General features: G+C 70.6%; 17 protein-coding genes. 11 read left to right on the top strand and 6 right to left on the bottom strand.

From position 1 onward, the window contains the following. The first annotated feature begins 1 nt into the window (after nt 1). From iolB to mmsA, 3 genes are read left to right on the top strand one after another with little or no spacing between them, the layout of a single operon-like run. Nucleotides 2–814: a 5-deoxy-glucuronate isomerase gene (iolB, locus tag OG381_RS18580; RefSeq protein ID WP_327717204.1), complete on the top strand. Its 813-nt coding sequence runs from the start codon at nt 2–4 to the stop codon at nt 812–814. Then, nucleotides 811–2,694 carry a 3D-(3,5/4)-trihydroxycyclohexane-1,2-dione acylhydrolase (decyclizing) gene (iolD, locus tag OG381_RS18575; protein ID WP_327717203.1) on the top strand — a complete coding sequence of 628 codons (1,884 nt, stop codon included), beginning with the start codon at nt 811–813 and terminating at the stop codon, nt 2,692–2,694. The genes iolB and iolD overlap by 4 nt, the downstream gene beginning before the upstream one ends. A 14-nt stretch (nt 2,695–2,708) precedes the next feature. Further along, a complete protein-coding gene (gene mmsA, locus OG381_RS18570; protein WP_327717202.1) occupies nt 2,709–4,211 on the top strand; it encodes a CoA-acylating methylmalonate-semialdehyde dehydrogenase in 1,503 nt (500 codons plus the stop codon). A 60-nt stretch (nt 4,212–4,271) separates the two neighbouring features. Here mmsA and OG381_RS18565 read toward each other — a convergent pair whose 3' ends face one another. Continuing rightward, nucleotides 4,272–5,105 (bottom strand): hypothetical protein, encoded by an 834-nt coding sequence (locus OG381_RS18565; protein ID WP_327717201.1) that lies wholly within the window; start codon nt 5,103–5,105, stop codon nt 4,272–4,274. A gap of 272 nt (nt 5,106–5,377) precedes the next feature. Between OG381_RS18565 and OG381_RS18560 the strand changes: the two genes are divergently transcribed. The 5 genes from OG381_RS18560 (at nt 5,378) to OG381_RS18540 (ending at nt 14,129) form a co-directional block, all read left to right on the top strand. Continuing rightward, entirely contained in the window at nt 5,378–6,769 is a 1,392-nt protein-coding gene (locus OG381_RS18560; protein ID WP_327717200.1) for an APC family permease, read from the top strand. A gap of 193 nt (nt 6,770–6,962) precedes the next feature. Beyond that, on the top strand, nt 6,963–9,605 hold the full coding sequence (locus tag OG381_RS18555; protein WP_327717199.1) for a CocE/NonD family hydrolase: 2,643 nt from the start codon (nt 6,963–6,965) through the stop codon (nt 9,603–9,605). Then, complete coding sequence (locus OG381_RS18550; protein ID WP_327717198.1) at nt 9,602–10,456, top strand: ABC transporter permease; 855 nt, start codon at nt 9,602–9,604, stop codon at nt 10,454–10,456. The genes OG381_RS18555 and OG381_RS18550 overlap by 4 nt, the downstream gene beginning before the upstream one ends. 147 nt (nt 10,457–10,603) lie before the next feature. Beyond that, nucleotides 10,604–12,154 (top strand): vWA domain-containing protein, encoded by a 1,551-nt coding sequence (locus tag OG381_RS18545; protein ID WP_327717197.1) that lies wholly within the window; start codon nt 10,604–10,606, stop codon nt 12,152–12,154. 55 nt (nt 12,155–12,209) lie between these two features. Continuing rightward, nucleotides 12,210–14,129 (top strand): AMP-dependent synthetase/ligase, encoded by a 1,920-nt coding sequence (locus tag OG381_RS18540; RefSeq protein WP_327717196.1) that lies wholly within the window; start codon nt 12,210–12,212, stop codon nt 14,127–14,129. A gap of 59 nt (nt 14,130–14,188) precedes the next feature. Here OG381_RS18540 and OG381_RS18535 read toward each other — a convergent pair whose 3' ends face one another. The 3 genes from OG381_RS18535 to OG381_RS18525 form a co-directional block, all read right to left on the bottom strand. Further along, a complete protein-coding gene (locus tag OG381_RS18535; RefSeq protein WP_327717195.1) occupies nt 14,189–14,599 on the bottom strand; it encodes a rodlin in 411 nt (136 codons plus the stop codon). Nucleotides 14,600–14,737: 138 nt separating this feature from the next. Then, the gene (locus OG381_RS18530) at nt 14,738–15,757 is read right to left on the bottom strand and encodes an LCP family protein (RefSeq protein WP_327722497.1); all 1,020 of its coding nucleotides are present in this window, start codon (nt 15,755–15,757) and stop codon (nt 14,738–14,740) included. A 109-nt stretch (nt 15,758–15,866) separates the two neighbouring features. Beyond that, the gene (locus tag OG381_RS18525) at nt 15,867–16,268 is read right to left on the bottom strand and encodes a rodlin (protein WP_327717194.1); all 402 of its coding nucleotides are present in this window, start codon (nt 16,266–16,268) and stop codon (nt 15,867–15,869) included. A 257-nt stretch (nt 16,269–16,525) separates the two neighbouring features. Between OG381_RS18525 and OG381_RS18520 the strand changes: the two genes are divergently transcribed. The 3 genes from OG381_RS18520 (at nt 16,526) to OG381_RS18510 (ending at nt 18,335) form a co-directional block, all read left to right on the top strand. Then, nucleotides 16,526–16,930, top strand: a complete 405-nt coding sequence (locus OG381_RS18520) for a rodlin (protein WP_327717193.1) — start codon at nt 16,526–16,528, stop codon at nt 16,928–16,930. 234 nt (nt 16,931–17,164) lie between these two features. Further along, the gene (locus OG381_RS18515) at nt 17,165–17,392 is read left to right on the top strand and encodes a chaplin (protein WP_327722496.1); all 228 of its coding nucleotides are present in this window, start codon (nt 17,165–17,167) and stop codon (nt 17,390–17,392) included. A 133-nt stretch (nt 17,393–17,525) separates the two neighbouring features. Continuing rightward, nucleotides 17,526–18,335, top strand: coding sequence for a chaplin (locus OG381_RS18510; RefSeq protein ID WP_327717192.1), 810 nt, complete (start codon nt 17,526–17,528; stop codon nt 18,333–18,335). A 42-nt stretch (nt 18,336–18,377) separates the two neighbouring features. Here the strand turns inward: OG381_RS18510 and OG381_RS18505 are convergent, their stop codons facing one another. Both OG381_RS18505 and OG381_RS18500 read right to left on the bottom strand, forming a co-directional pair. Beyond that, the gene (locus OG381_RS18505; RefSeq protein ID WP_327717191.1) at nt 18,378–19,649 is read right to left on the bottom strand and encodes an NAD(P)-binding domain-containing protein; all 1,272 of its coding nucleotides are present in this window, start codon (nt 19,647–19,649) and stop codon (nt 18,378–18,380) included. Beyond that, nucleotides 19,649–20,926 carry a carboxylate--amine ligase gene (locus OG381_RS18500; RefSeq protein ID WP_327717190.1) on the bottom strand — a complete coding sequence of 426 codons (1,278 nt, stop codon included), beginning with the start codon at nt 20,924–20,926 and terminating at the stop codon, nt 19,649–19,651. Before OG381_RS18500 ends, OG381_RS18505 begins: the two co-directional genes overlap by 1 nt. Nucleotides 20,927–21,014 lie beyond the last annotated feature (88 nt).

Genomic DNA, 21,014 nt, shown 5'->3' with positions numbered 1-21,014 from the left:
CATGAGCATCGAGTTGTACGTTCCCGAGGGATCCTCGACCAACGCCCTGTACACCGTGGACATCGACCCCAAGCGGGCCGGCTGGACCTACTGCAGTCTGCGGATCGTCACGCTGGAGCCGGGTGGCACGCACACCTTCACCACCGGCGACAGCGAGTGGATCGTCCTTCCGCTGGAAGGCGGATGTACCGTACAAACAGAAGAAAACGAGTTCCAACTCCTGGGCAGGGAAAGCGTGTTCGCGTCGGTCTCCGACTTCGCGTACGTACCCCGCGACGCCCGGGCAACGATCGCCTCCGGCGCGGGAGGCCGCTTCGCCCTGGCAGGAGCGAAGTGCGAGCGACGACTCCCCGCCCGCTACGGCCCCGCGCCGGAGGTCCCCACCGAAGAACGCGGCAGCGGCAACCGGCTGCGCCACGTCCGCAACTTCGCCTCCGCCGACGCCTTCGACTGCGACAAGCTCATCGCCGTCGAGGTCATCACCCCCGGCGGCAACTGGTCCTCGTACCCGCCCCACAAGCACGACGAGAACCGGCCCGGCGAGGAAGCGGAGCTGGAGGAGATCTACTACTTCGAGATCGACGGCCCGAACGGTTTCGGCTATCAGCGCGTATCTCCCTCCCGTGAGGGCGGATCGGACGTCCTCACGGAGGTCCGCTCCGGCGACGCCGTCCTCGTCCCCGACGGCTGGCACGGCCCGTCCATCGCCCAGCCCGACCACGACATGTACTACCTGAACGTCATGGCGGGACCGGGCCGGACGCGGGAGTGGCGGATCTGCTTCCACCCGGACCACACGGAGGGTTACCGATGACCTCAACGACGAGGCTCACGGTCGCGCAGGCACTCGTACGCTTCCTCGCCGCCCAGTACACGGAGCGCGACGGCGTACGGCAGCGGCTGATCGGCGCCACCTGGGGCATCTTCGGCCACGGCAACGTGGCCGGGCTCGGCCAGGCGCTCATCGAGTACGGCGACGACATGCCGTACCACCAGGGCCGCAACGAGCAGTCGATGGTCCACGCGGCCATCGGCTACGCCCGCCAGTCCAACCGCCTGTCCACGCACGCCGTGACGACGTCGATCGGCCCCGGCGCGACCAACCTGGTCACCGGCGCCGCGCTCGCCACGATCAACCACCTCCCGGTCCTGCTCCTCCCCGGCGACACCTTCGCCACCCGCGTCGCCGACCCGGTCCTCCAGCAGCTGGAAGTCCCGCACGCGGGAGACATCAGCGTCAACGACAGCCTGCGCCCGGTGTCGAGGTACTTCGACCGCGTCACCCGGCCGGAGGCCCTGATCCCGGCCGCCCTCCAGGCGATGCGCGTCCTCACCGACCCGGTGGAGACGGGCGCGGTGACCCTCGCGCTCCCGCAGGACGTCCAGGCCGAGGCCTACGACTGGCCCGAGGAGTTCTTCGCCGAGCGCACCTGGGTCGTACGACGGCCGGGCGCGGACCCCACCGAACTCGCCGAGGCGGTCACGGCGATCCGGTCCGCGCGGCGCCCGCTGATCATCGCGGGCGGCGGCGTCCACCACAGCCGCGCGGAGGAGGCCCTCGCCGAGTTCGCGCAGACCACGGGCATCCCTGTCGCCTCCACCCAGGCCGGCAAGGGCTCGCTGCGCTGGGACCACCCCCAGGACGTCGGCGGCGTCGGCCACACCGGCACCGCGACCGCCAACGAACTCGCCCGCCAGGCCGACCTGGTGATAGGCGTCGGCACCCGCTACACCGACTTCACGACGGCCTCCCACACCCTGTTCTCGGGTGACGGCGTGCGCTTCCTCAACCTCAACATCGCCCCGTTCGACGGCCACAAGCTCGCCGGGCAGCCGCTCGTCGCGGACGCGAGCAGCGGCCTGGCCGAGCTGACCGCGGCCCTGCGGATGCACGACCACCGGGTCACGGAGTCGTACGCCGATGAGTACCGGCTCGACAAGGACCGCTGGGAGTACCGCGTCGACGCCGCCTACGAGGCCGACGAACCCGATGTCCGCCCGACCCAGCCGCAGGTCCTCGGCGCCCTGGACGCGCTGGTCGACGAGTCGGACGTGATCATCAACGCGGCCGGCTCGCTCCCCGGCGACCTCCACAAGCTGTGGCGGGCACGCTCCCGGGACCAGTACCACCTGGAGTACGGCTACTCCTGCATGGGCTACGAGATCCCGGCCGCGATCGGCGTGAAGATGGCCGCCCCCGAGCGCAACGTCTGGGCGCTGGTCGGCGACGGCACGTACCTGATGATGCCGACCGAGATCGTGACCGCCGTCCAGGAGGGCGTCGCGATCAAGATGGTGCTCATCCAGAACCACGGGTACGCCTCGATCGGCGGGCTCTCCGAGTCTGTGGGCGGTGAGCGGTTCGGCACCGCCTACCGGTACCGGTCCGAGGACGGTACCTACACCGGGGCGCCGCTCCCGGTGGATCTGGCCGCCAACGCGGCCAGCCTGGGCATGCGCGTGCTGCGCGCGAAGACCGTGAGTGACCTGCGCGAGGCCCTCGCTCAGGCACGTGCGGCGGACACACCCACATGTGTCTACGTCGAGACCGAAACGGCAGACACAGTGTCGGGCGCGCCTCCGGCGCAAGCCTGGTGGGATGTACCTGTGGCCGAGACCGCGACCCGACCGTCGGCGGTCAAGGCACGAGAGCTGTACGACCGGCACGTCTCTACCCGACGCCGCCATCTGTGAAGGAGCAACTGGGCATGACGAAGATCGTCAACCACTGGATCGGCGGCAAGACCGTCGAAGGCGCGTCGGGCAACTACGGGCCGGTCACCGACCCGGCGACCGGCGCGGTCACCACCAAGGTCGCGTTCGCCTCCGTGGAGGAGGTGGACTCCGCCGTCGCCGCCGCCAAGGACGCGTTCCAGACCTGGGGCACCTCCTCGCTGGCCAAGCGGACGACCATCCTGTTCAGGTTCCGGGCGCTCCTCGAGGCGAACCGGGACGCGATCGCGGAGCTGATCACCGCCGAGCACGGCAAGGTGCACAGCGACGCGCTGGGCGAGGTCGCGCGCGGCCTGGAGATCGTGGACCTGGCGTGCGGGATCACCGTGCAGCTGAAGGGCGAGCTGTCCACCGAGGTCGCCAGCCGCGTGGACGTGGCCTCGATCCGCCAGCCGCTCGGTGTCGTCGCGGGCATCACGCCGTTCAACTTCCCGGCGATGGTCCCGATGTGGATGTTCCCGATCGCCATCGCGACCGGCAACACCTTCGTGCTGAAGCCGTCGGAGAAGGACCCGTCGGCCTCCCTGAAGATCGCCGAGCTGCTGGCCGAGGCCGGTCTGCCCGACGGTGTCTTCAACGTCGTGCACGGCGACAAGGTGGCCGTGGACCGACTCCTGGAGCACCCGGACGTCAAGGCCGTCTCCTTCGTCGGCTCGACCCCGATCGCCCGCTACATCCACACCACGGCCTCCGCGAACGGCAAGCGCGTCCAGGCCCTGGGCGGTGCCAAGAACCACATGCTGGTCCTCCCGGACGCCGACCTCGACGCGGCGGCGGACGCCGCGGTGAGCGCGGCCTACGGTTCGGCGGGCGAGCGCTGCATGGCCATCTCGGCCGTGGTCGCGGTCGGCGCGATCGGCGACGAGCTGGTGGAGAAGATCCGCGAGCGCGCCGAGAAGATCAAGATCGGGCCCGGCAACGACCCGGCCTCCGAGATGGGCCCGCTCATCACCAAGGTTCACCGCGACAAGGTGGCGTCCTACGTCACCGGCGCGGCGGCCGAGGGCTGCGAGGTCGTCCTGGACGGCTCCGGCTTCACGGTCGAGGGCTTCGAGGACGGTCACTGGATCGGCATCTCGCTCCTCGACAAGGTGCCGACCACGGCGAAGGCGTACCAGGACGAGATCTTCGGCCCGGTGCTGACCGTGCTGCGTGTCGACACCTACGACGAGGGCATCGCCCTCATCAACGCCTCGCCGTTCGGCAACGGCACCGCGATCTTCACCCGGGACGGCGGCGCCGCCCGCCGCTTCCAGCTGGAGGTCGAGGCCGGCATGGTCGGCGTGAACGTCCCGATCCCGGTCCCCGTCGGCTACCACAGCTTCGGCGGCTGGAAGGACTCGCTCTTCGGCGACCACCACATCTACGGCAACGACGGCACGCACTTCTACACCCGCGGCAAGGTCGTCACCACCCGCTGGCCCGACCCGGCCGACGGCCCGACGGGCGTGGACCTGGGCTTCCCGCGCAACCACTGAGCGACCACTGAGCCCGGGCACCTGCCAGGTGCCCGGGCCCAGTCATGTCCAGGGGAAGACCTACTGCCCCTGCGCGTCCTTCAGCGCCTGGGTCATGTCGGCGGTCTCCGCGGCCGGCGGAGCCTTGACCTCGGCCGTGGCACCGAACTCGGAGAAGTTCATGGTGGCCGTGACCTTGCCCATCACCTGCTTCAGACGGACGGGCAGGTCCTTGTCGTTCACCCAGATCTCCATGGTGATGGAGTCCGCGCCGCCGGTCACCGAGCCCAGCAGGCTGTCCTTGTCGGTGTAGGCGTCCTTGAACTTGCCCATCTTCGACTGGTCGATCACGGCCCGGTAGTGGGTCGTCTTCTGCCCGTCGACGGTCTCCGAACCGAGGTCCTTGACGTCATCGGCGTACTTGAGACCCTTCATCGAGGCCGTCGGGTTGCCACCGCCGCCCCCGTTCATCGCCGCGGCGCCGTTCTCGCCGAAGACGGCGGAGGCGTCGACCTTCATCCACTCCTTGCCCTTGAGCGGGCCCGAGGCCTGCGGGTCGACGTCGTAGTAGTACACGCCGTCGACGAGCAGACAGTGGATCGTCGGGTCGTCCTGCACGGTCTGCATCTGCGCGGCCGCGGTGTCCATCTGGACGTCGTAGGCGATGCCGTCGCCCCACGAGTACGTGCCGTCCATGGCTATCGGTGTGCCGGTACCCAGGTCGGTCGTCATCTTGATCTCGGCCGAGCCGGTCTGTTCGGTCCGGTCGGTGGCCCGCGTGAGCGCCGCCATGATCGCGTCGGTCTTGTCGATCGCGTCGGCCGTCTGCTTCACGGACTCCGCGCCGCACGCCGACGTCGCGAAGAGCGCCGCCGCCGTGAACCCCACCCAGGCAGCGGTGTGCCTCAGCTTCATGTTCCCCACCCGTTGCTGTGATTCGTATGTGAGTTCTGTGAGAAATGACTGTAGCGGGCCCCACCGACACCCCCGCGACGGGATTTTTTCACCGCGGACGCTGCGGTTCCCGTACCTCTCAAGGGCGGGGAGGAGACAGCGATTGACTGCCGTATACGAACGTGACAGGGCAGTTGATCTACTGATTCCGTAGCAAGCAAGCCATTGACGCAATGGTTTTCGTCGGGGTTCCATCAGCGCCATCTGCTGCACGAGTCGATCGGAACCGCCGTATGACCGACACGCTCCGCCCTGCCGAGGCCGGCCTCCCCGAGGCGCCCGACAGTCCCCAGAAGCTCAAGCGCTCCATCGGAGTCGTCGGCGGCACCCTCCTGACCCTCTCCTGTGTGACCCCCGCGTCCACGCTCTTCGTGGTGGTCCCGGACCTGTTCGGCTCGCTCGGCACCGCGACCGCCCTGACGATCGCCATCGGCTCCCTCCTCTGTATCGCCGTGGCGTTCTGCTACTCCGAGCTGGGCACCCTCATCCCCAGCGCGGGCGGCGAGTACGCGATGGTCTCGACGATGGCGGGCCGGCTGGCGGGCTGGCTCGTCTTCGTGCTGTCCCTCCTGGTCGTGATGATCGTCCCGCCGGTGATCGCGATGGGCACGGCGGACTACCTCGCCCCGATCGTCCACCTCGACCCGTCCATGGCAGGCGCCGGCGTCATGCTTCTGGCGACGCTCGCCGGCCTGCTCGACCTGCGCGCCAACGCGTGGATCACCGGTGTCTTCCTGGTCCTCGAGGTGATCGCGGCGGCCGTGGTCGCGGTCCTGGGCTTCGCACACAGCGAGCGGGGCGCGGACAGTCTGGTCTCGCTCCAGGTGGCGGGCGCGGACGGCCACGCGGACACCGTGACGGCGATGCTGGTCGTCTCCGGTCTGGCCATCGCCCTCTTCATCACCCAGGGCTTCTCCACCGCCGTCTACCTCTCCGAGGAGATGGAGAACCCGCGCCGCAACGTGGCCCGCACGGTCCTCGCGACCCTCGCGATCTCCTCCGTGGTCATCCTGGTCCCGGTGGTCGCGATCACGATGGGCGCCAAGGACCTCTCCGCGCTCACGGGCGGCGACATCGGCACGATGGTCACCGGCTGGTCCAACTCCGCCGTCGGCACCTTCGTCAGCCTCTGCGTGGCCCTCGCGATCATCAACGCGGGCATCGTCATGGTCATCCAGAACTCCCGCGTCCTGTTCGCCTCGGCCCGCGACAAGGCCTGGCCCGCCCCGGTCAACCACGTCTTCGCCAGACTCGGCCGCTTCGGCTCCCCGTGGGTCGCCACCCTCGCGGTCGGCGTCCCCGGCGCGATCCTCTGCTTCGTGAACCTGGACACCCTCTACGGCATCACGGGCGTCTCGGTGACCGCCATGTACCTGTTGGTGGCGGTGGCGGCACTGCTGTCCCGCAAGGGCCCCCACCAGCACGCCCCGGCCTGGCGCATGCCCCTGTGGCCGGCGGTGCCGGTGCTGCTCATAGTCGTACTGACGTACATCCTGAGCCAACAGGAGCCGGCGTACCTGCTCTGGACGGGCGGCATCACGGCGGCGGCAACTCTCTACTGGGCCCTGTACCTGCGCCCGCGCAAGGACACGAGGTGGCTGGTCTCGATCCCGACGGAGGAGTAGCACCCCTTGAGGGGCGCGGGGAACTGCGCGACCAGCCACAACGCACCGGCACCCGACAACTCACAGCCCGGACCGAGCTCTTAGCCATACAGCGAACGCGGTACACGAACCCGCCGACGTACCTCCACGGGAGGTCAGCGGTTCAACCCCCGGTCGATAACGATCCGACAGTTTCACCCCGTACCGTTGAACCATGGATCTTCGACCCCCCGGACTGCGAGGACGCCTCCGGAGGCCGCGACGGTGGATCACCGCCGCGGCCTCCGTCGTCGTACTGGCCGGAGCCGGTACATGGACGGCCGTCGCGGACGACGACGCGCCCCCGGTGCATCAGGCCGACCGGGTCATGGCGGTGAACGGCGTACGCATAGACACCTCGTACTTCACCCCCGACACCGCCGGCAGGCACCCCGCCGTCCTCCTCGGCCACGGCTTCGGCGGCAGCAAGAACGACGTACGCGAGCAGGCCGAGGCCCTCGCCCGGGACGGCTACGCGGTCCTCACCTGGTCCGCCCGCGGCTTCGGCAAGTCGACCGGCAAGGTCGGACTCAACGGCCCGCAGGCCGAGGTGGCCGACGTCGAGAAGCTGATCGACTGGCTCGCCGAGCAGCCGACGGTCCAGCTCGACAAGAAGGGCGACCCCCGCGTGGGCATGGCGGGCGGCTCGTACGGCGGCGCGATCGCCCTCCTCACCGCAGGGCACGACGCCCGCGTCGACGCCATCGCCCCGGCGATCACCTACTGGAACCTCTCGGACGCCCTCTTCCCGAACGGCGTCTTCAAGAAGCTCTGGGCCGGCATCTTCGTCAACACCGGCGGCGGCTGCGACAAGTTCGAACCGCAGCTCTGCGAGATGTACCAGCGCGTCGCCGAGTCCGGCACCCCGGACGCCGCGGCCGAGAAGATGCTGGAGGAACGCTCGCCCTCCGCGGTCGGCGACCGGATCAAGGTCCCGACCCTGCTCATCCAGGGCCAGACCGACTCCCTCTTCCCGCTGGACCAGGCCGACGCCGCCGAGAAGGCGATCAAGGCCAACGGCGCCCCCGTGGACGTCGACTGGATCGCGGGCGGCCATGACGGCGGCGACATGGAGACGAGCCGCGTCCAGTCCCGGGTGCGGTCCTGGTTCGACCGCTATCTCAAGGACGAGAAGACCACCGACACCGGCCCGGCCTTCCGCGTCACCCGCACCGGCGGTGTCGACTCCACCGACGGCGCGGCGCAGCTGCGGGGTGCGAGCGACGACACCTACCCGGGCCTGGAGAGCGGCCGGAAGTCCATCGCCCTGACCGGCCGCGAGCAGGAGTTCGCCAACCCGGCCGGCGCCAACCCACCCGCCGTCTCCGCCCTCCCCGGCCTCGGCGGCTCCGGCCTCTCCCAGCTCTCCTCGCTGGGCGTCGGCGTCTCCCTGGACTTCCCGGGCCAGTTCGCCCGCTTCGACTCGAAGCCGGTCACCGACGACCTCCGTATCACCGGCGCCCCGACGGCCACCGTCCACGTGAAGTCCACGACCGACGACGCCGTGCTGTTCGCCAAGGTCTACGACGTGAGCCCGAACGGCACCCGGCAGGTACTGCCGTCCCAGCTGGTCTCACCCGTCCGCGTCGAGGGCGCCAAGTCGGGCAAGGACGTGACGCTCACCCTCCCGGCGATCGACCACAAGATCGACGCGGGCCACCGCCTCCGTCTGGTCCTCGCCTCCACGGACCTCGGCTACGCCTCCCCGGCCGCCCCGGCGACGTACACCGTCTCCCTGAAGGGCGACCTCGAGGTCCCGACGGCCCCCGGCGTCTCCACCGCGGCCGCCCCGCTGCCCTCCTGGGTCTGGTGGCTGCCGCTCGCGGGCGCCGTGCTCGCGCTGCTCCTGCTCCTGACGGGCCGCCGCCGCACCGCCATGCCCGCCCCGGACCCGGAGCTGGCCGAAGTCCCGCTCCAGATCACCGACTTGAGCAAGAAGTACGCGGGCGGCGACCGTTACAGCGTCCGCGACCTCTCCTTCCGCGTCGAGAAGGGCCAGGTGCTGGGCCTCCTCGGCCCCAACGGCGCCGGCAAGACGACCAGCCTGCGCATGCTGATGGGCCTGATCAAGCCGGACGGCGGCGAGATCCGGGTCTTCGGGCACGCGATCCGCCCCGGCGCCCCGGTCCTGTCCCGGGTCGGCTCCTTCGTCGAGGGCGCGGGCTTCCTGCCGCACCTCTCGGGCCGCGAGAACCTGGAGCTGTACTGGCGGGCGACCGGCCGCCCGGCCGAGGACTCCCACCTGGACGAGGCGTTGGAGATCGCCGGCCTCGGCGACGCACTGGCCCGCGCCGTCCGCACGTACTCGCAGGGCATGCGCCAGCGCCTGGCCATCGCCCAGGCGATGCTCGGCCTGCCGGACCTGCTCATCCTCGACGAGCCGACCAACGGCCTCGACCCGCCACAGATCCGCGAGATGCGCGAGGTGATGATCCGCTACGCGGCGGCCGGCCGCACGGTCATCGTCTCCAGCCACCTGCTGGCGGAGGTCGAGCAGACCTGCACCCACCTCGTGGTCATGGACCGCGGCCGCCTCGTCCAGGCCGGCCCGGTCGCCGAGATCATCGGCTCCGGCGACACCCTGCTGGTCGGCACGGCCTCGCCCGTCGAGGAGCCGATCGTCGAGAAGGTCGCGGCGCTGCCCGGCATCGTCTCGGCGCTCCGCACCGACGAGGGCATCCTGATCCGCCTCGACACCGACGGCAGCGCCGAGCGGCTGGTCGCCGAACTCGTCCGGCTCGAGGTGCCCGTCCAGTCGGTGGGCCCGCACCGCCGCCTGGAGGACGCCTTCCTCACCCTGATCGGAGGTGCCGCATGAGCACGCTGACCGAGACGGCCTCCGGCTACAAAGCGGGCCGTACGCTCCCTCTGCGCGTGGAGCTGATCCGCCAGCTCAAGCGCCGCCGCACGATCGTCATGGGCGGCATCCTCGCCGCCCTGCCCTTCGTCCTCCTCGTCGCCTTCGCCATCGGCGGCGAGCCGGGCGGCCGCAACAACACGGTCTCCCTGATGGACACGGCGACCGCGTCCGGCGCCAACTTCGCCGCGGTCAACCTGTTCGTGTCGGCGGGCTTCCTGCTGGTCATCCCGGTCGCCCTGTTCTGCGGGGACACGGTCGCCTCGGAGGCCGGCTGGTCCTCCCTGCGCTACCTCCTCGCGGCCCCGGTGCCCCGGGCCCGCCTCCTGTGGTCCAAGCTCGTCGTCGGCCTCGGCCTCAGCCTGGCCGCGATGATCCTGCTGCCCGTCGTCGCGCTGGCCGTCGGCACGGCGGCCTACGGCTGGGGCTCGCTGGAGCTGCCCACGGGAGGTTCACTCGACCCGGGAACGGCGGCCCAGCGGCTCGTCGTCGTCGTGGGATTCATCTTCGTCTCCCAACTGGTCACCGCGGGGCTCGCGTTCTGGCTCTCGACCAAGACCGACGCCCCCCTCGGAGCGGTCGGCGGCGCCGTCGGCCTGACCATCGTCGGCAACGTCCTGGACGCGGTGACCGCCCTCGGCGACTGGCGCCACTTCCTGCCCGCGCACTGGCAGTTCGCCTGGGCGGACGCCGTCCAGCCCACTCCCGAGTGGTCCGGCATGATCCAGGGCACCGCGGTCTCGATAACGTACGCCCTCGTGCTGTTCGCGCTGGCCTTCCGCGGTTTCGCCCGCAAGGACGTGGTGTCCTAGGTCACCGGAGGATCACCTACCGGTCTCAACGGCCCTGCTCCGTGGCCTCTTCGAGACGCTTCCGCAACGCTCCGTAACGCACGTTTCGGCCCCCTGGCCCGTCACAGTCACAAAGGTCGACGTCAACGGACCAAGGGGGCACGGAAGATGGAGCAGTATCGAATACGACGCGTGCGCGCCGCGCTGCTCGCGCTCACCGCGGCGGGAGGCCTGCTGCTGACGGGGTGCAGCGCGAGCGGCGACGGCGCGAACGGATCGTCGTACGACGGCGGCAACAAGGGCGGCGGATACGCACCCGCGCCGGAGGGGGAGCAACAGGGAAGCAGCCCGGACAGTCCGGACAGCTCGGACAGCGACTCCCGGGACGTCGCCCCCGAGCCCGACTACCTCTCCACCTTCGCCCTCGACGTCGACACCGCCTCCTACGGCTACGCCCGCCGCACCCTCGCCGAGGGCAGCATGCCCGACCCCTCAACGGTCCGCCCGGAGGAGTTCGTCAACAGCTTCCGCCAGGACTACGACCGCCCCGACGGCAACGGCTTCACGGTCACCGTCGACGGCGCCCGCACCGACAAGGACGACTGGTCCCTGGTCCGCGTCGGCCTCGCCACCCGCGCCGCCGAGGACGGCGAGGAACGCCCGCCGGCCGCCCTGACCTTCGTCATCGACATCTCCGGCTCCATGGCCGAGCCGGGCCGCCTCGACCTCGCCAAGGACTCCCTGGGCACGATGACGGACCAGCTCCGCGACGACGACTCGGTCGCCATCGTCACCTTCAGCGACGAGGCCGAGCGGGTCCTGCCGATGACCCGCCTGGACGGCAACCGCGACGAGGTCCACGACGCGATCGAGGGCCTGGAGCCCACCGACTCCACCAACCTCGGCGCCGGCGTCGACACCGGCTACGAGACCGCCGAGGACGGCCTGCGCGAAGGCGCCACCAACCGGGTCGTCCTCATCTCGGACGCCCTCGCCAACACCGGCGACACCGACGCCGACACCATCCTCGAACGCATCGCGAGCGAACGCCGCGAGCACGGCATCACCCTCTTCGGCGTCGGAGTCGGCAGCGACTACGGCGACCAGCTGATGGAGCAGCTCGCCGACAAGGGCGACGGCCACACCGCCTACGTCTCCGACGAGGGCGACGCCCGCAAGGTCTTCGTCGACCAACTCCCGCGGAACATCGACCTGACCGCCCGCGACGCCAAGGCCCAGGTCGCCTTCGACCCCGAGACGGTCAAGGAGTTCCGTCTCGTCGGCTACGACAACCGCCGCGTCGACGACGAGGACTTCCGCGACGACAGCGTCGACGGCGGCGAGATCGGCCCCGGCCACACCGTCACCGCCCTCTACGCGGTGCGCCACAAGCCCGGCACCGACGGCCACCTCGCCACCGCGAGCGTCCGCTGGCTCGACCCCGAGTCCCGCACCCCGCACGAGGAGTCAGGCCAACTGGAGAGCGAAGACCTCGACGGCGACCTCTGGAAAGCGGGTTCCCGCCTCCAAGTCACCGCCGTCGCCGCCTACTTCGCCGACACCCTGCGCTCCTACGGCGCCGAGTTCAGCCCCCTGCCCGGCACCCCGTCCCTCGGCGAACTGAGCGAACACGCCCACGACTTGGCGAGGAGCACCGAGGACAAGGACGTGACGCAGCTCGCCGAAGCCATCGACCAGGCGAAACGCCACGGGGATTGACCTTTCCTTACGCGCGAGTAAGTTACCCCCCAGTCAGAGCCGACTGGGGGCCGTCATGGGCGTACGCAAGGATCTGAAGAGGGCAAAACAACGCACCGACCTGGCCATCCGCGCCAAGGTCGAGATCACCCGGGACGAGCGGGGCGTGGTGCGAGAGGCCCGCACCGCGCCCCTCGCCCCGCCCGCACCGGCCGGCAGCACCGCCGACCTCCCGTTCACCAACGCCGGCGAGGCCCCGGACGCGGTGGTCCTGCGCCGAAAACAAGGGGACACCTGGCACCCGGTCACCGCGGTCGCCTTCGCCCGCGAAGTCACCGCCGTCGCCAAGGGGTTGATCGCCGCAGGGCTCGAACCGGGCGGCCGCGTCGCGGTGATGTCCCGCACCCGCTACGAGTGGACGGTCCTGGACTTCGCGATCTGGGCGGCGGGCGGCCAGACCGTCCCGATCTACGCCACATCCTCCGCCGAACAGGTGGAGTGGATCGTCCGGGACTCCGGCGCCCGCTTCGTCGTCACCGAGACCGCGGAGAACGCCACCACGGTGACGACGGGCACGGCCCGCCACCAAGAGCAGCCACGCGTCTGGCAGTTGGACGCTGAGGCACTGGCCGAACTCAGGACGCTCGGCGCCGACATCCCCGACGAGGAGGTCACCAAGCGCCGCACCGGCCTGACCCCCGACACCGTCGCGACGATCTGCTACACCTCCGGCACCACCGGACAACCCAAGGGCTGCGTCCTCACCCACGCCAACCTCCACGCCGAGGCCGCCAACACGGTCGAGCTGCTCCACCCGATCTTCAAGGAGGTCACCCGCCAGGTCGCCTCCACCCTCCTCTTCCTCCCCCTCGCCCACATCCTCGGCCGCACCCTCCAGATCGCCTGTCTGATGGCCCGCATCGAGATCGGCCACTGCCCGAGCATCAAGCCCGACGAACTCCGCCCGGCACTCAAGGAGTTCCGCCCGACCTTCCTCGTCGGCGTGCCGTACCTCTTCGAGAAGATCCACGACACCGGCCGTGCCACCGCCGAGAAGCTCGGCCGCGGCGCCTCCTTCGACCGCGCCGACCGCATCGCCGTCCGCTTCGGCGAGCAGTACCTGGACAAGTTCCTCGACCGCGGCAAGGGCCCGGGCCTCGGCCTCTACGCCGCCTGGGCCCTGTACGACCTGCTGGTCTACCGCCGGGTCCGCAAGGAACTCGGCGGCCGGATGCGCTACGCCATCAGCGGCGGCTCCCCGCTCGACCGCAACCTCAACCTGTTCTTCTACGCGGCCGGGATCATCGTCTACGAAGGCTACGGACTGACCGAGACGACGGCCGCCGCCACCATCGTCCCGCCCCTGAAACCCCGCCCCGGCACGGTTGGCCCGCCCGTCCCCGGCACCGCCGTCCGCATCGCCGACGACGGGGAGGTCCTCATCAAGGGCGGCATCGTCTTCGGCGCCTACTGGAACAACCCGGCCGCCACCGACGCCGTACTCACCGACGACTGGTTCGCCACCGGCGACCTCGGCTCCCTGGACGAGGACGGCTATCTCACCATCACCGGCCGCAAGAAGGACATCATCGTCACCTCGGGCGGCAAGAACGTCTCCCCGGCCGTCCTGGAGGACCGGCTGCGCAGCCGCCCCCCGGTCGGCCAGTGCCTCGTGGTCGGCGACAACCGCCCCTTCGTCGCCGCGCTCATCACCCTCGAACCCGACGCGATCACCCACTGGCTTTCGGTCCGCAAGATGCCGGCCGACACCCCGCTGTCCGAACTCGTCCGGGACCCGAGGCTGCGCGCCGACGTCCAGAAGGCCGTGGACTACGCCAACGAGGCCGTCTCCCGCGCCGAGTCGATCCGCGCCTTCAGGCTGGTCGAGGGCGAGTTCACCGAGGACAACGGCATGCTCACGCCGTCCCTGAAGGTCAAACGGCACGCCGTGCTGTCGGCGTACGCGCAGGACATCGAGGCGATCTACCGCAAATGAAACGCCGAACGGCGGGTCACCGGGGGAACCGGTGACCCGCCGTGGCGGAGATCCGAGGATCAGCCGTTGCCCTGGCCGTTGCCGGAGAGGGCGGAGATGTCGTCCAGGATGTGCGACAGCGGCTCGTCGCCCTTGGCCTGGGTGGAGTTCTCGACACACTGCTGGTTCTGCGGGGCCGACAGGATCGGCACGTCCTGCAGGACACCGACGGCGACGACGCCGACAAGGCCCTGGAGGTTCAGCTTCGCCGGCAGGCCGACACAGGGCTTGTTCAGGGAGCCCTGGACCAGCGAGAGCTGCGGGCTCATGTCGCCGAACGTGGCAGAGTTGCCGAACTCCTGCGAGGCGTGGTTGCCGCTGGCGGAGTGGGTGCCGTCGCCGTCACCGATGGCAAGAGCCTGGGGGGCGGCCGCAGCCGAGACACCGGCGACGGAGGCGGCGATAGCCGCGGAAGCCCACAGCTTCTTCATGTTCATTCCCTTTCGAAATGCGGACTCCGGTGAGGAGCTGCATGATCGTCAACGGCCGCACCCCGTCCGGGGTTGCGTTCTTTGCCCCGATTGGCGCAGCGCATTCGCGAACCGCGCGGGCGCCCCGGTCGTACGAGCTCATTTGCAGGTCAGCGAGGTGCCCCGCACCGGGCCGTAGCCCTTCAGGCCCGGCGGATCCTTGGGGCTGGGGTTCGCGTCGGCCTTGAGCAGCGGCCGGTCCGCGCGCAGCTTGGCGAACATCGCGTCCGCCCGCTCCATGTCCCAGGCCAGCGTCGAGCCGATGTCCGGCCGGGTCTCGTTGAAGCCGGCGATCGGCACCGTCGTGAACTCGATCGCCTTGGCCGGCACCTTCTGCAGCGCCGCCGCCAGCTGCACCATTTCCTTGGCGTCGAAGCCCTGCTCGACCCGCCCCTTGCCGAGCAGTGTGTCCACCACGCGCGCCATGCCCACCGGATCGGTGAGCGCGTTGTCCGCCCGGAGCCCGCGCAGCGCGTTCACCAGGAACCGGTGCTGGCGCTGGATCCGCCCGAGATCGGCGCTGGTGTCGACATGCCGGGAGCGGACGTACTGCAGCGACGGGCCGCCCTTCAGCCGGTGCCTGCCGGGCTTGAGCTTCAGCTTGGTGGCCGAGTCCTTCAGGGTCCGCGAGGTGCACACCTCGACGCCGCCGACGTCGTTCACGGCGTCGATGAAACGCCGGAAGTCCACCTGGAGATACCGGTCGATCCGCATTCCGCTCATCGACTCGACCGTGCTGATGGTGAGCGCCGGGCCGCCTTCGTTGTAGGCGCCGTTGATCTTCGAGGGATGCGGTGCGCGTTCCTCACCGCTCGCCGCGTCGCGGTACGGCGGGATGTCCGCGTAGGAGTCCCGGGGCATGCTCACCACGCTGACGCGGTCCCGGCGCGCGGAGACGTGCACGAGCATCAGGACGTCGGTGCAGTTGCAGGCGTGGCCGCCGGCGTGGAACGTGCGCTTCTCGGCGGCGGTGATGGTGTCCCGGCCGTCCGTGCCCATGAGCAGGATGTTCAGGGCCTTGGGCGCCCGTCGTTCGGGGAGTGCGGCACTGGCGAGGAGTGTCGCGGTCGTCGCGAGGACGAGTCCGGGGACTGCGAGGGAAGAAAGAGTTCTCTTCATCGTCACGGGCCGAACGCTAAAACAGCGGGCCGCCGAGAAACCGGCGGCCCGCTGACGGGGGTTCAGATTGCAGCCCCAAGGCTCAGGGACCTCAGTCCCCGAGGGTGGTTCAGCGGTTGCCCGTGCCGTTGCCGGCCAGGACCGAGATGTCGTCCAGGATGTGCGACAGCGGCTCGTCGCCCTTGGCCTGGGTGGAGTTCTCGACACACTGCTGGTTCTGCGGGGCCGACAGGATCGGCACGTCCTGGAGGACGCCGACGGCGGCGAGGCCGAGGATGCCCTGCAGGTTCGCCTTCGCGGGCAGGCCGATGCAGGGCTTGTTGAGCGAGCCCTGGACGAGCGCCATCTGCGGGCTCATGTTGCCGTAGGTGGCCGAGTTGCCGAACGACTGGTGCGCACCGTTGCCGCTGGCGGACTTGGTGCCGTCGTCGTTGCCGATCGCCATGGCGGGGGAGGCGGCACCCACGATGGAGGCGGCGACCGCGGCGGTAGCCAGAACCTTCTTGATCACTTGCTAGTCCCTTCTGGAGAAACCCCGTCCACCGGAGCGCTCTGGTCAACTGCCTCGCGGCCGCTTGGTTGCTCCCCTTCACTCCGATGGCCCATTGAATGGGACGCCAGTCGTGGATACCGGAGTCCGGCGATTCTGTGAATTACGGGGAGAGGCGCGGCCCGATCGGGTGAAGTGCCGAAACCAAACCACACAGAGCTGGTTGATGCGGGAGCAGGAGCGTGCGTCTTGGTGATGCACCCAGGAAAGGAACAGAAATGCTGAAGAAGGCAATGGCTGCCGCGGCGGTCGCCGCTTCCGTCGTTGGTGCGGCGTCGCCGGCCATGGCCATCGGGAACGACGACGGCACCAAGTCCGCCAGCGGCAACGGCGCCCACTCGGCGTTCGGCAACTCGGTCACCAAGGGTGACCTGAGCCCGCAGGCGACCCTGGTGCAGAGCACGGCCAACAAGCTGTGCGTCGGCCTGCCCGCGAAGGCGAACCTGCAGGCCATCGTCGGTCTCATCGCCGCCGTCGGCGTGGCCCAGGACGTGCCGATCCTGTCGGCCCCGCAGAACCAGCAGTGCGCCGAGAACTCGACGCAGGCCAAGGGCGACGAGCCGCTGTCGCACATCCTGGACGACATCTCCGCCCTCTCCGGCAACGGCGCGGGCAACCGCTGATCCGCCGGTTGTGAGTCCGCTCGGACGGCCCGCGAATGCGCGCGGGCCGTCCGAGCGTTTTGCGCCACTCAGGAGAAGCGTTTCTCCTCGATTGGGCTTCTCGTGTCAATTCTGTGAAGGCGTTCGAGTGAATTACCAGGCGACTCACGTTCCGTAGTTTCTTCGTCCGGCTATCCCTCGTTTACAGCCTGCAGGTCACGTCATAGGGGCATGACCGCAGAGAAGGGAAAGCTCATGAAGAAGACCGCTGCTGTCGTCGCGGGCGCGATCATGGCCCTGGGCATGGCCGCCCCCGCTTTTGCCGACGCGGGCGCCGAGGCTGCCGCTGTCCACTCGCCGGGCGTCCTCTCCGGCAACGTGGTCCAGGTTCCCATCCACATCCCGGTCAACGTGTGCGGCAACACCGTCAACGTCATCGCCCTGCTGAACCCGGCGTTCGGCAACACCTGCATCAACAAGTGACGCCGTAGCGCCCCAGCCGCTTTCGGCTGTGTGAGCCGGCCTTGGAAACAGCCTCTGTTGCCTTCCAAGGCCGGCTTTTCCCACTTCTTCAAGCAGGAAGACAACGAGATTGCGACAGACCCTGAGTAGGGGAATGGTCGCGGCCGCCGCCGCGACGAGCATCCTGTCCCTGTGCGGCAGCAGCCCCGCCCTTGCCGACTCGGACGCGAACGGCGCCGCCCAGGGCTCGCCCGGCGTCCTGTCCGGCAACGACGTCCAGGCCCCGGTCGACGTACCGGTCAACGCCTGCGGCAACTCCGTGGACGTCATCGCCCTGTTGAACCCGGCGTTCGGCAACTCCTGTGCGAACGACTCGGGTTCACCCAGGGGCGGCGCCTCGTACGGCGACGACTCCGGCTACGGTGACGAGTCCGGCTACGGCGGGGGGAGCCACGGCCCCTCCGGGCACGCGACGCACGGCCGCGCGGAGGGCTCGCCCGGTGTGCTGTCCGGCAACAACACGCAGGCGCCGGTCGAGGTGCCGGTGAACGCGTGCGGGAACACGGCGGATGTCATCAGCGGACTCAACCCCGCCTACGGCGACGACTGCGGCTCCGGCGGCCCGGGGGACACCCCGGGGTACGGCGACACGCCGACGCCGACGCCACCGGGCCACGGCGAGGAGACGCCCACTCCGACCCCGTCGCCACCCGGTCACGGTGAGGAGACGCCGACGCCCACTCCGACGCCGACGCCGCCCGGTCACGGTGAGGAGACGCCCACCCCCACCCCGCCGACCGGCACGGACAGCACGTCCCCCGGTCCCCACGGTCCGCCGCCCCAGCTGCCCGACACCGGAAGCAACGAGGCCATGCTGGCCGCTTCCGTCGGCAGTGCGGCGATGATCGGGGCCGGTGCCGTGCTGTACCGGCGGGGCCGTAGGCAGGCCGGGGCCCACCAGTAGGCGCGCCGGGTGCCGGACACCTTCGTCCGGCACCCGCGCCCCTCAACGCCCCACCCGCTCCGGCGTGCCGTGCCGTCCCGGCGCCGGGACGATTCCTTCGCGCGGACCGGTGTGCAGACGGCGCCGCACCCCTCGTACCAGCGCGCCCGCCGTGTAGGTCGCGCCGTGCACGAAACGCATCGCCGGGCCGAAGGCGGAGGCCGTCACCAGGCCCGCCAGGAACAGGCCGGGATGCGACGGGGACTCGAAGTCCCGGCCGGCCTCCGGGGCGCCGTCCGGGCCCGTGGCCAGGGCCGAGCGCAGGTCCTCGGAGAGCAGGCCGAGACGGTCGGCGGACGGCCTGAAGCCCGTGGCCGCGATGACGTGCTCGGTCTCCAGGGTGCGCAGGGACCCCGCCCCGTCCGCCCGGTCCAGCATGTCGAGCCGTACCCCGCCCGGCACCGCCCGGGCCGCCGCCACCTCGTGGGCGAGGAGCACCTCCACGGCCGGCTCCACCCGGTCCCGCACCCACCAGGCGCCCGCCGGGCCCAGTGCCGTCGCCGCGATCCGGGCCCGCGTCGGCTCCGGGAGCCGGCGGAAGAGACCGGCGCGCTCGGCGTAGAACCAGTTGCGCCAGCCGCAGCCCAGCCCGCTGTGCGGGGAGCGGGCCGACTGCCACCAGGGGCGCTGCCACGGCGGCGGCACATCGTTCCAGCACAGCTCGCCGGCGCGGGCCAGGACCCGGACCCGGGTGCCCTGTTCCGCGAGGAGGGCCGCCGTCTCCAGGGCCGCCTGGCCGCCGCCGATCACCGTGACGTCCTTGCCGCGGAAGCGGTCGAGGTCACTGTGGTGGCTGCTGTGCGAGACGAGGGAGGGGGAGAGGCCCTCGAAGGCCGCGGGGATCTCCACGAACGGCATCACGCCCACGGCCAGCGCGACCGTGCGGGAGGGCAGCACCTCGCCGTCCTCGGTGACCGTCTCGAAGCCGCCGGGGCGCAGCGCCACCACTCGGGACACCGTGCGCTCGTCGACCTTCGGTACGGCGTTGCGGGCGAACCACAGGCCGTACTCGGCGAACATCTCGACCGGGATCGGCTCCCCGTGACGGGCCGTCACACCCTGCCCCTCGCAGTAGACGTCGAGGCGCCAGCGGCGCTCCGGGTCCGAGAGGCTGGAGGCCCGCGGCTCCGACTTGAGGAACATCCCGCGCGGCATGTGATCGCGCCAGGACGCCATGGGTCGGCCGAAGACACGTACCCTCAGCCCGGCGGCCGCGGCGTGGGACGCGATGGACAGACCGTAGGGTCCCGCGCCCACCACCAGCAGGTCGTACATCAGCGGCTGCTCGCCTTCTCGTCGTCGGTCAGGCCGGTCGTCAGCGGAGAGGCGGTCGCCTGGCGCACCAGGCGCACACGGGCCCCGTCACCGGCCGGGGTGCACAGCCTGCGCAACCGCTCCAGCAGGCGGCGGGACACATGCCGGCTCCACAGCCACCACATCGCCCAGCCCGGCGCCGGGTCGTCCCGGGCACCCCAGGCCCGTTCCCGCCCGGCGCGCGTCGGACGCAGCGCGGTCAGCGGGGCGTAGTTCTCCACCACGAACGCCCGTCCGGCCCGCGGCACCCCGTCCGGCAGCGGACGGTGCGTGAGGTCCAGGTGCAGCGCGCGTACGACGTCCAGGTCCGCGGTGTCGCTGAAGAGCCGGAACTGGGCGCCGGGGCGCGGGTTGAAGTCGAGGAGGTGGTGGCGGCCCTCGGCGTCGCAGCGGAAGTCGAGGTCGAAGATGCCGCGGTAGCCCAGCGCGCCGGTGATCCGCTCGGCCAGCTCCTGCACCCGCGGGTCCGGTGTCCAGCGGCCCACCGCCGTCAGGCCCGCACCGCGCGGCCAGGCCCGCAGTTTGACCCCGACGCCCCCGCCGCGCACGGCACCCGAGCGGTCGACGTACCCGTGGAAGAACCAGTCACGGTCGGGGCCGGGCGGCAGCCACGCCTGGAGCAGCAGCCGACTGCCCGCCTCCTCCGAGCGCAGATACAGCTCCCGCGCCTCCTGCGGGGACCGCACCACCACCGTGCTGCGCAGCCCGCTCTCCGTCGGCAGCAACCAGGGCCGGCTCCACTTCGCGATCACCGGAAGGCCAAGCCGCCAGGCGGCGCCCGCGGCCTCGGCCGCGCTCCGCGGGATCAGCGTGAGCGGATGCGGTACGTCCACGGCGGCGCACAGGGCGGCCAGTTCCGCCTTGTCGGCGACGCGTTCGGCCAGCGGGCCCGTCGCCGCGGGCAGCAGATAGGCGGGCGCCAGCTCCTCGCGCAGCCGGTCCACGGCAACCGCGCTCGCGTCGTCCATCGGGATCAGCACCGCCGGGCGCGCGACCCCGGCGGCGATACGGCGCAGGGCCACGGCGATGTCGGGGGCGGACGCCTGCGGTGGCGGCGGGGGATGGATCTGACGTACAAAACGCGACCGCGCCAACGGACTTCCGGCGGAGTCCGCGATCACATGCACCTCCACTCCGGCCCTGCCGAGCGAGCGCACGGCGCCCAGCGTTCCGTGGTGAAAGGGATTTCGGTCGATCCGCAGCAGGACGGCGGGGACGCGGGTGTCGAACAGCGACACGGACTCAATTCCTTCGGTTATTTCACCCATGCGGGCGACAGGGCCACTCGAAAGCCGCAAGCACGGTGGCGGAGTTCGTCTGCACGTG

The sequence above is a fragment of the Streptomyces sp. NBC_00490 genome (assembly GCF_036013645.1).
GTDB lineage: Bacteria > Actinomycetota > Actinomycetes > Streptomycetales > Streptomycetaceae > Streptomyces > Streptomyces canus_F.
The sequence above is the reverse complement of the archived record's forward strand: the minus strand, read 5'-3'. Positions and strand labels throughout refer to the sequence as shown.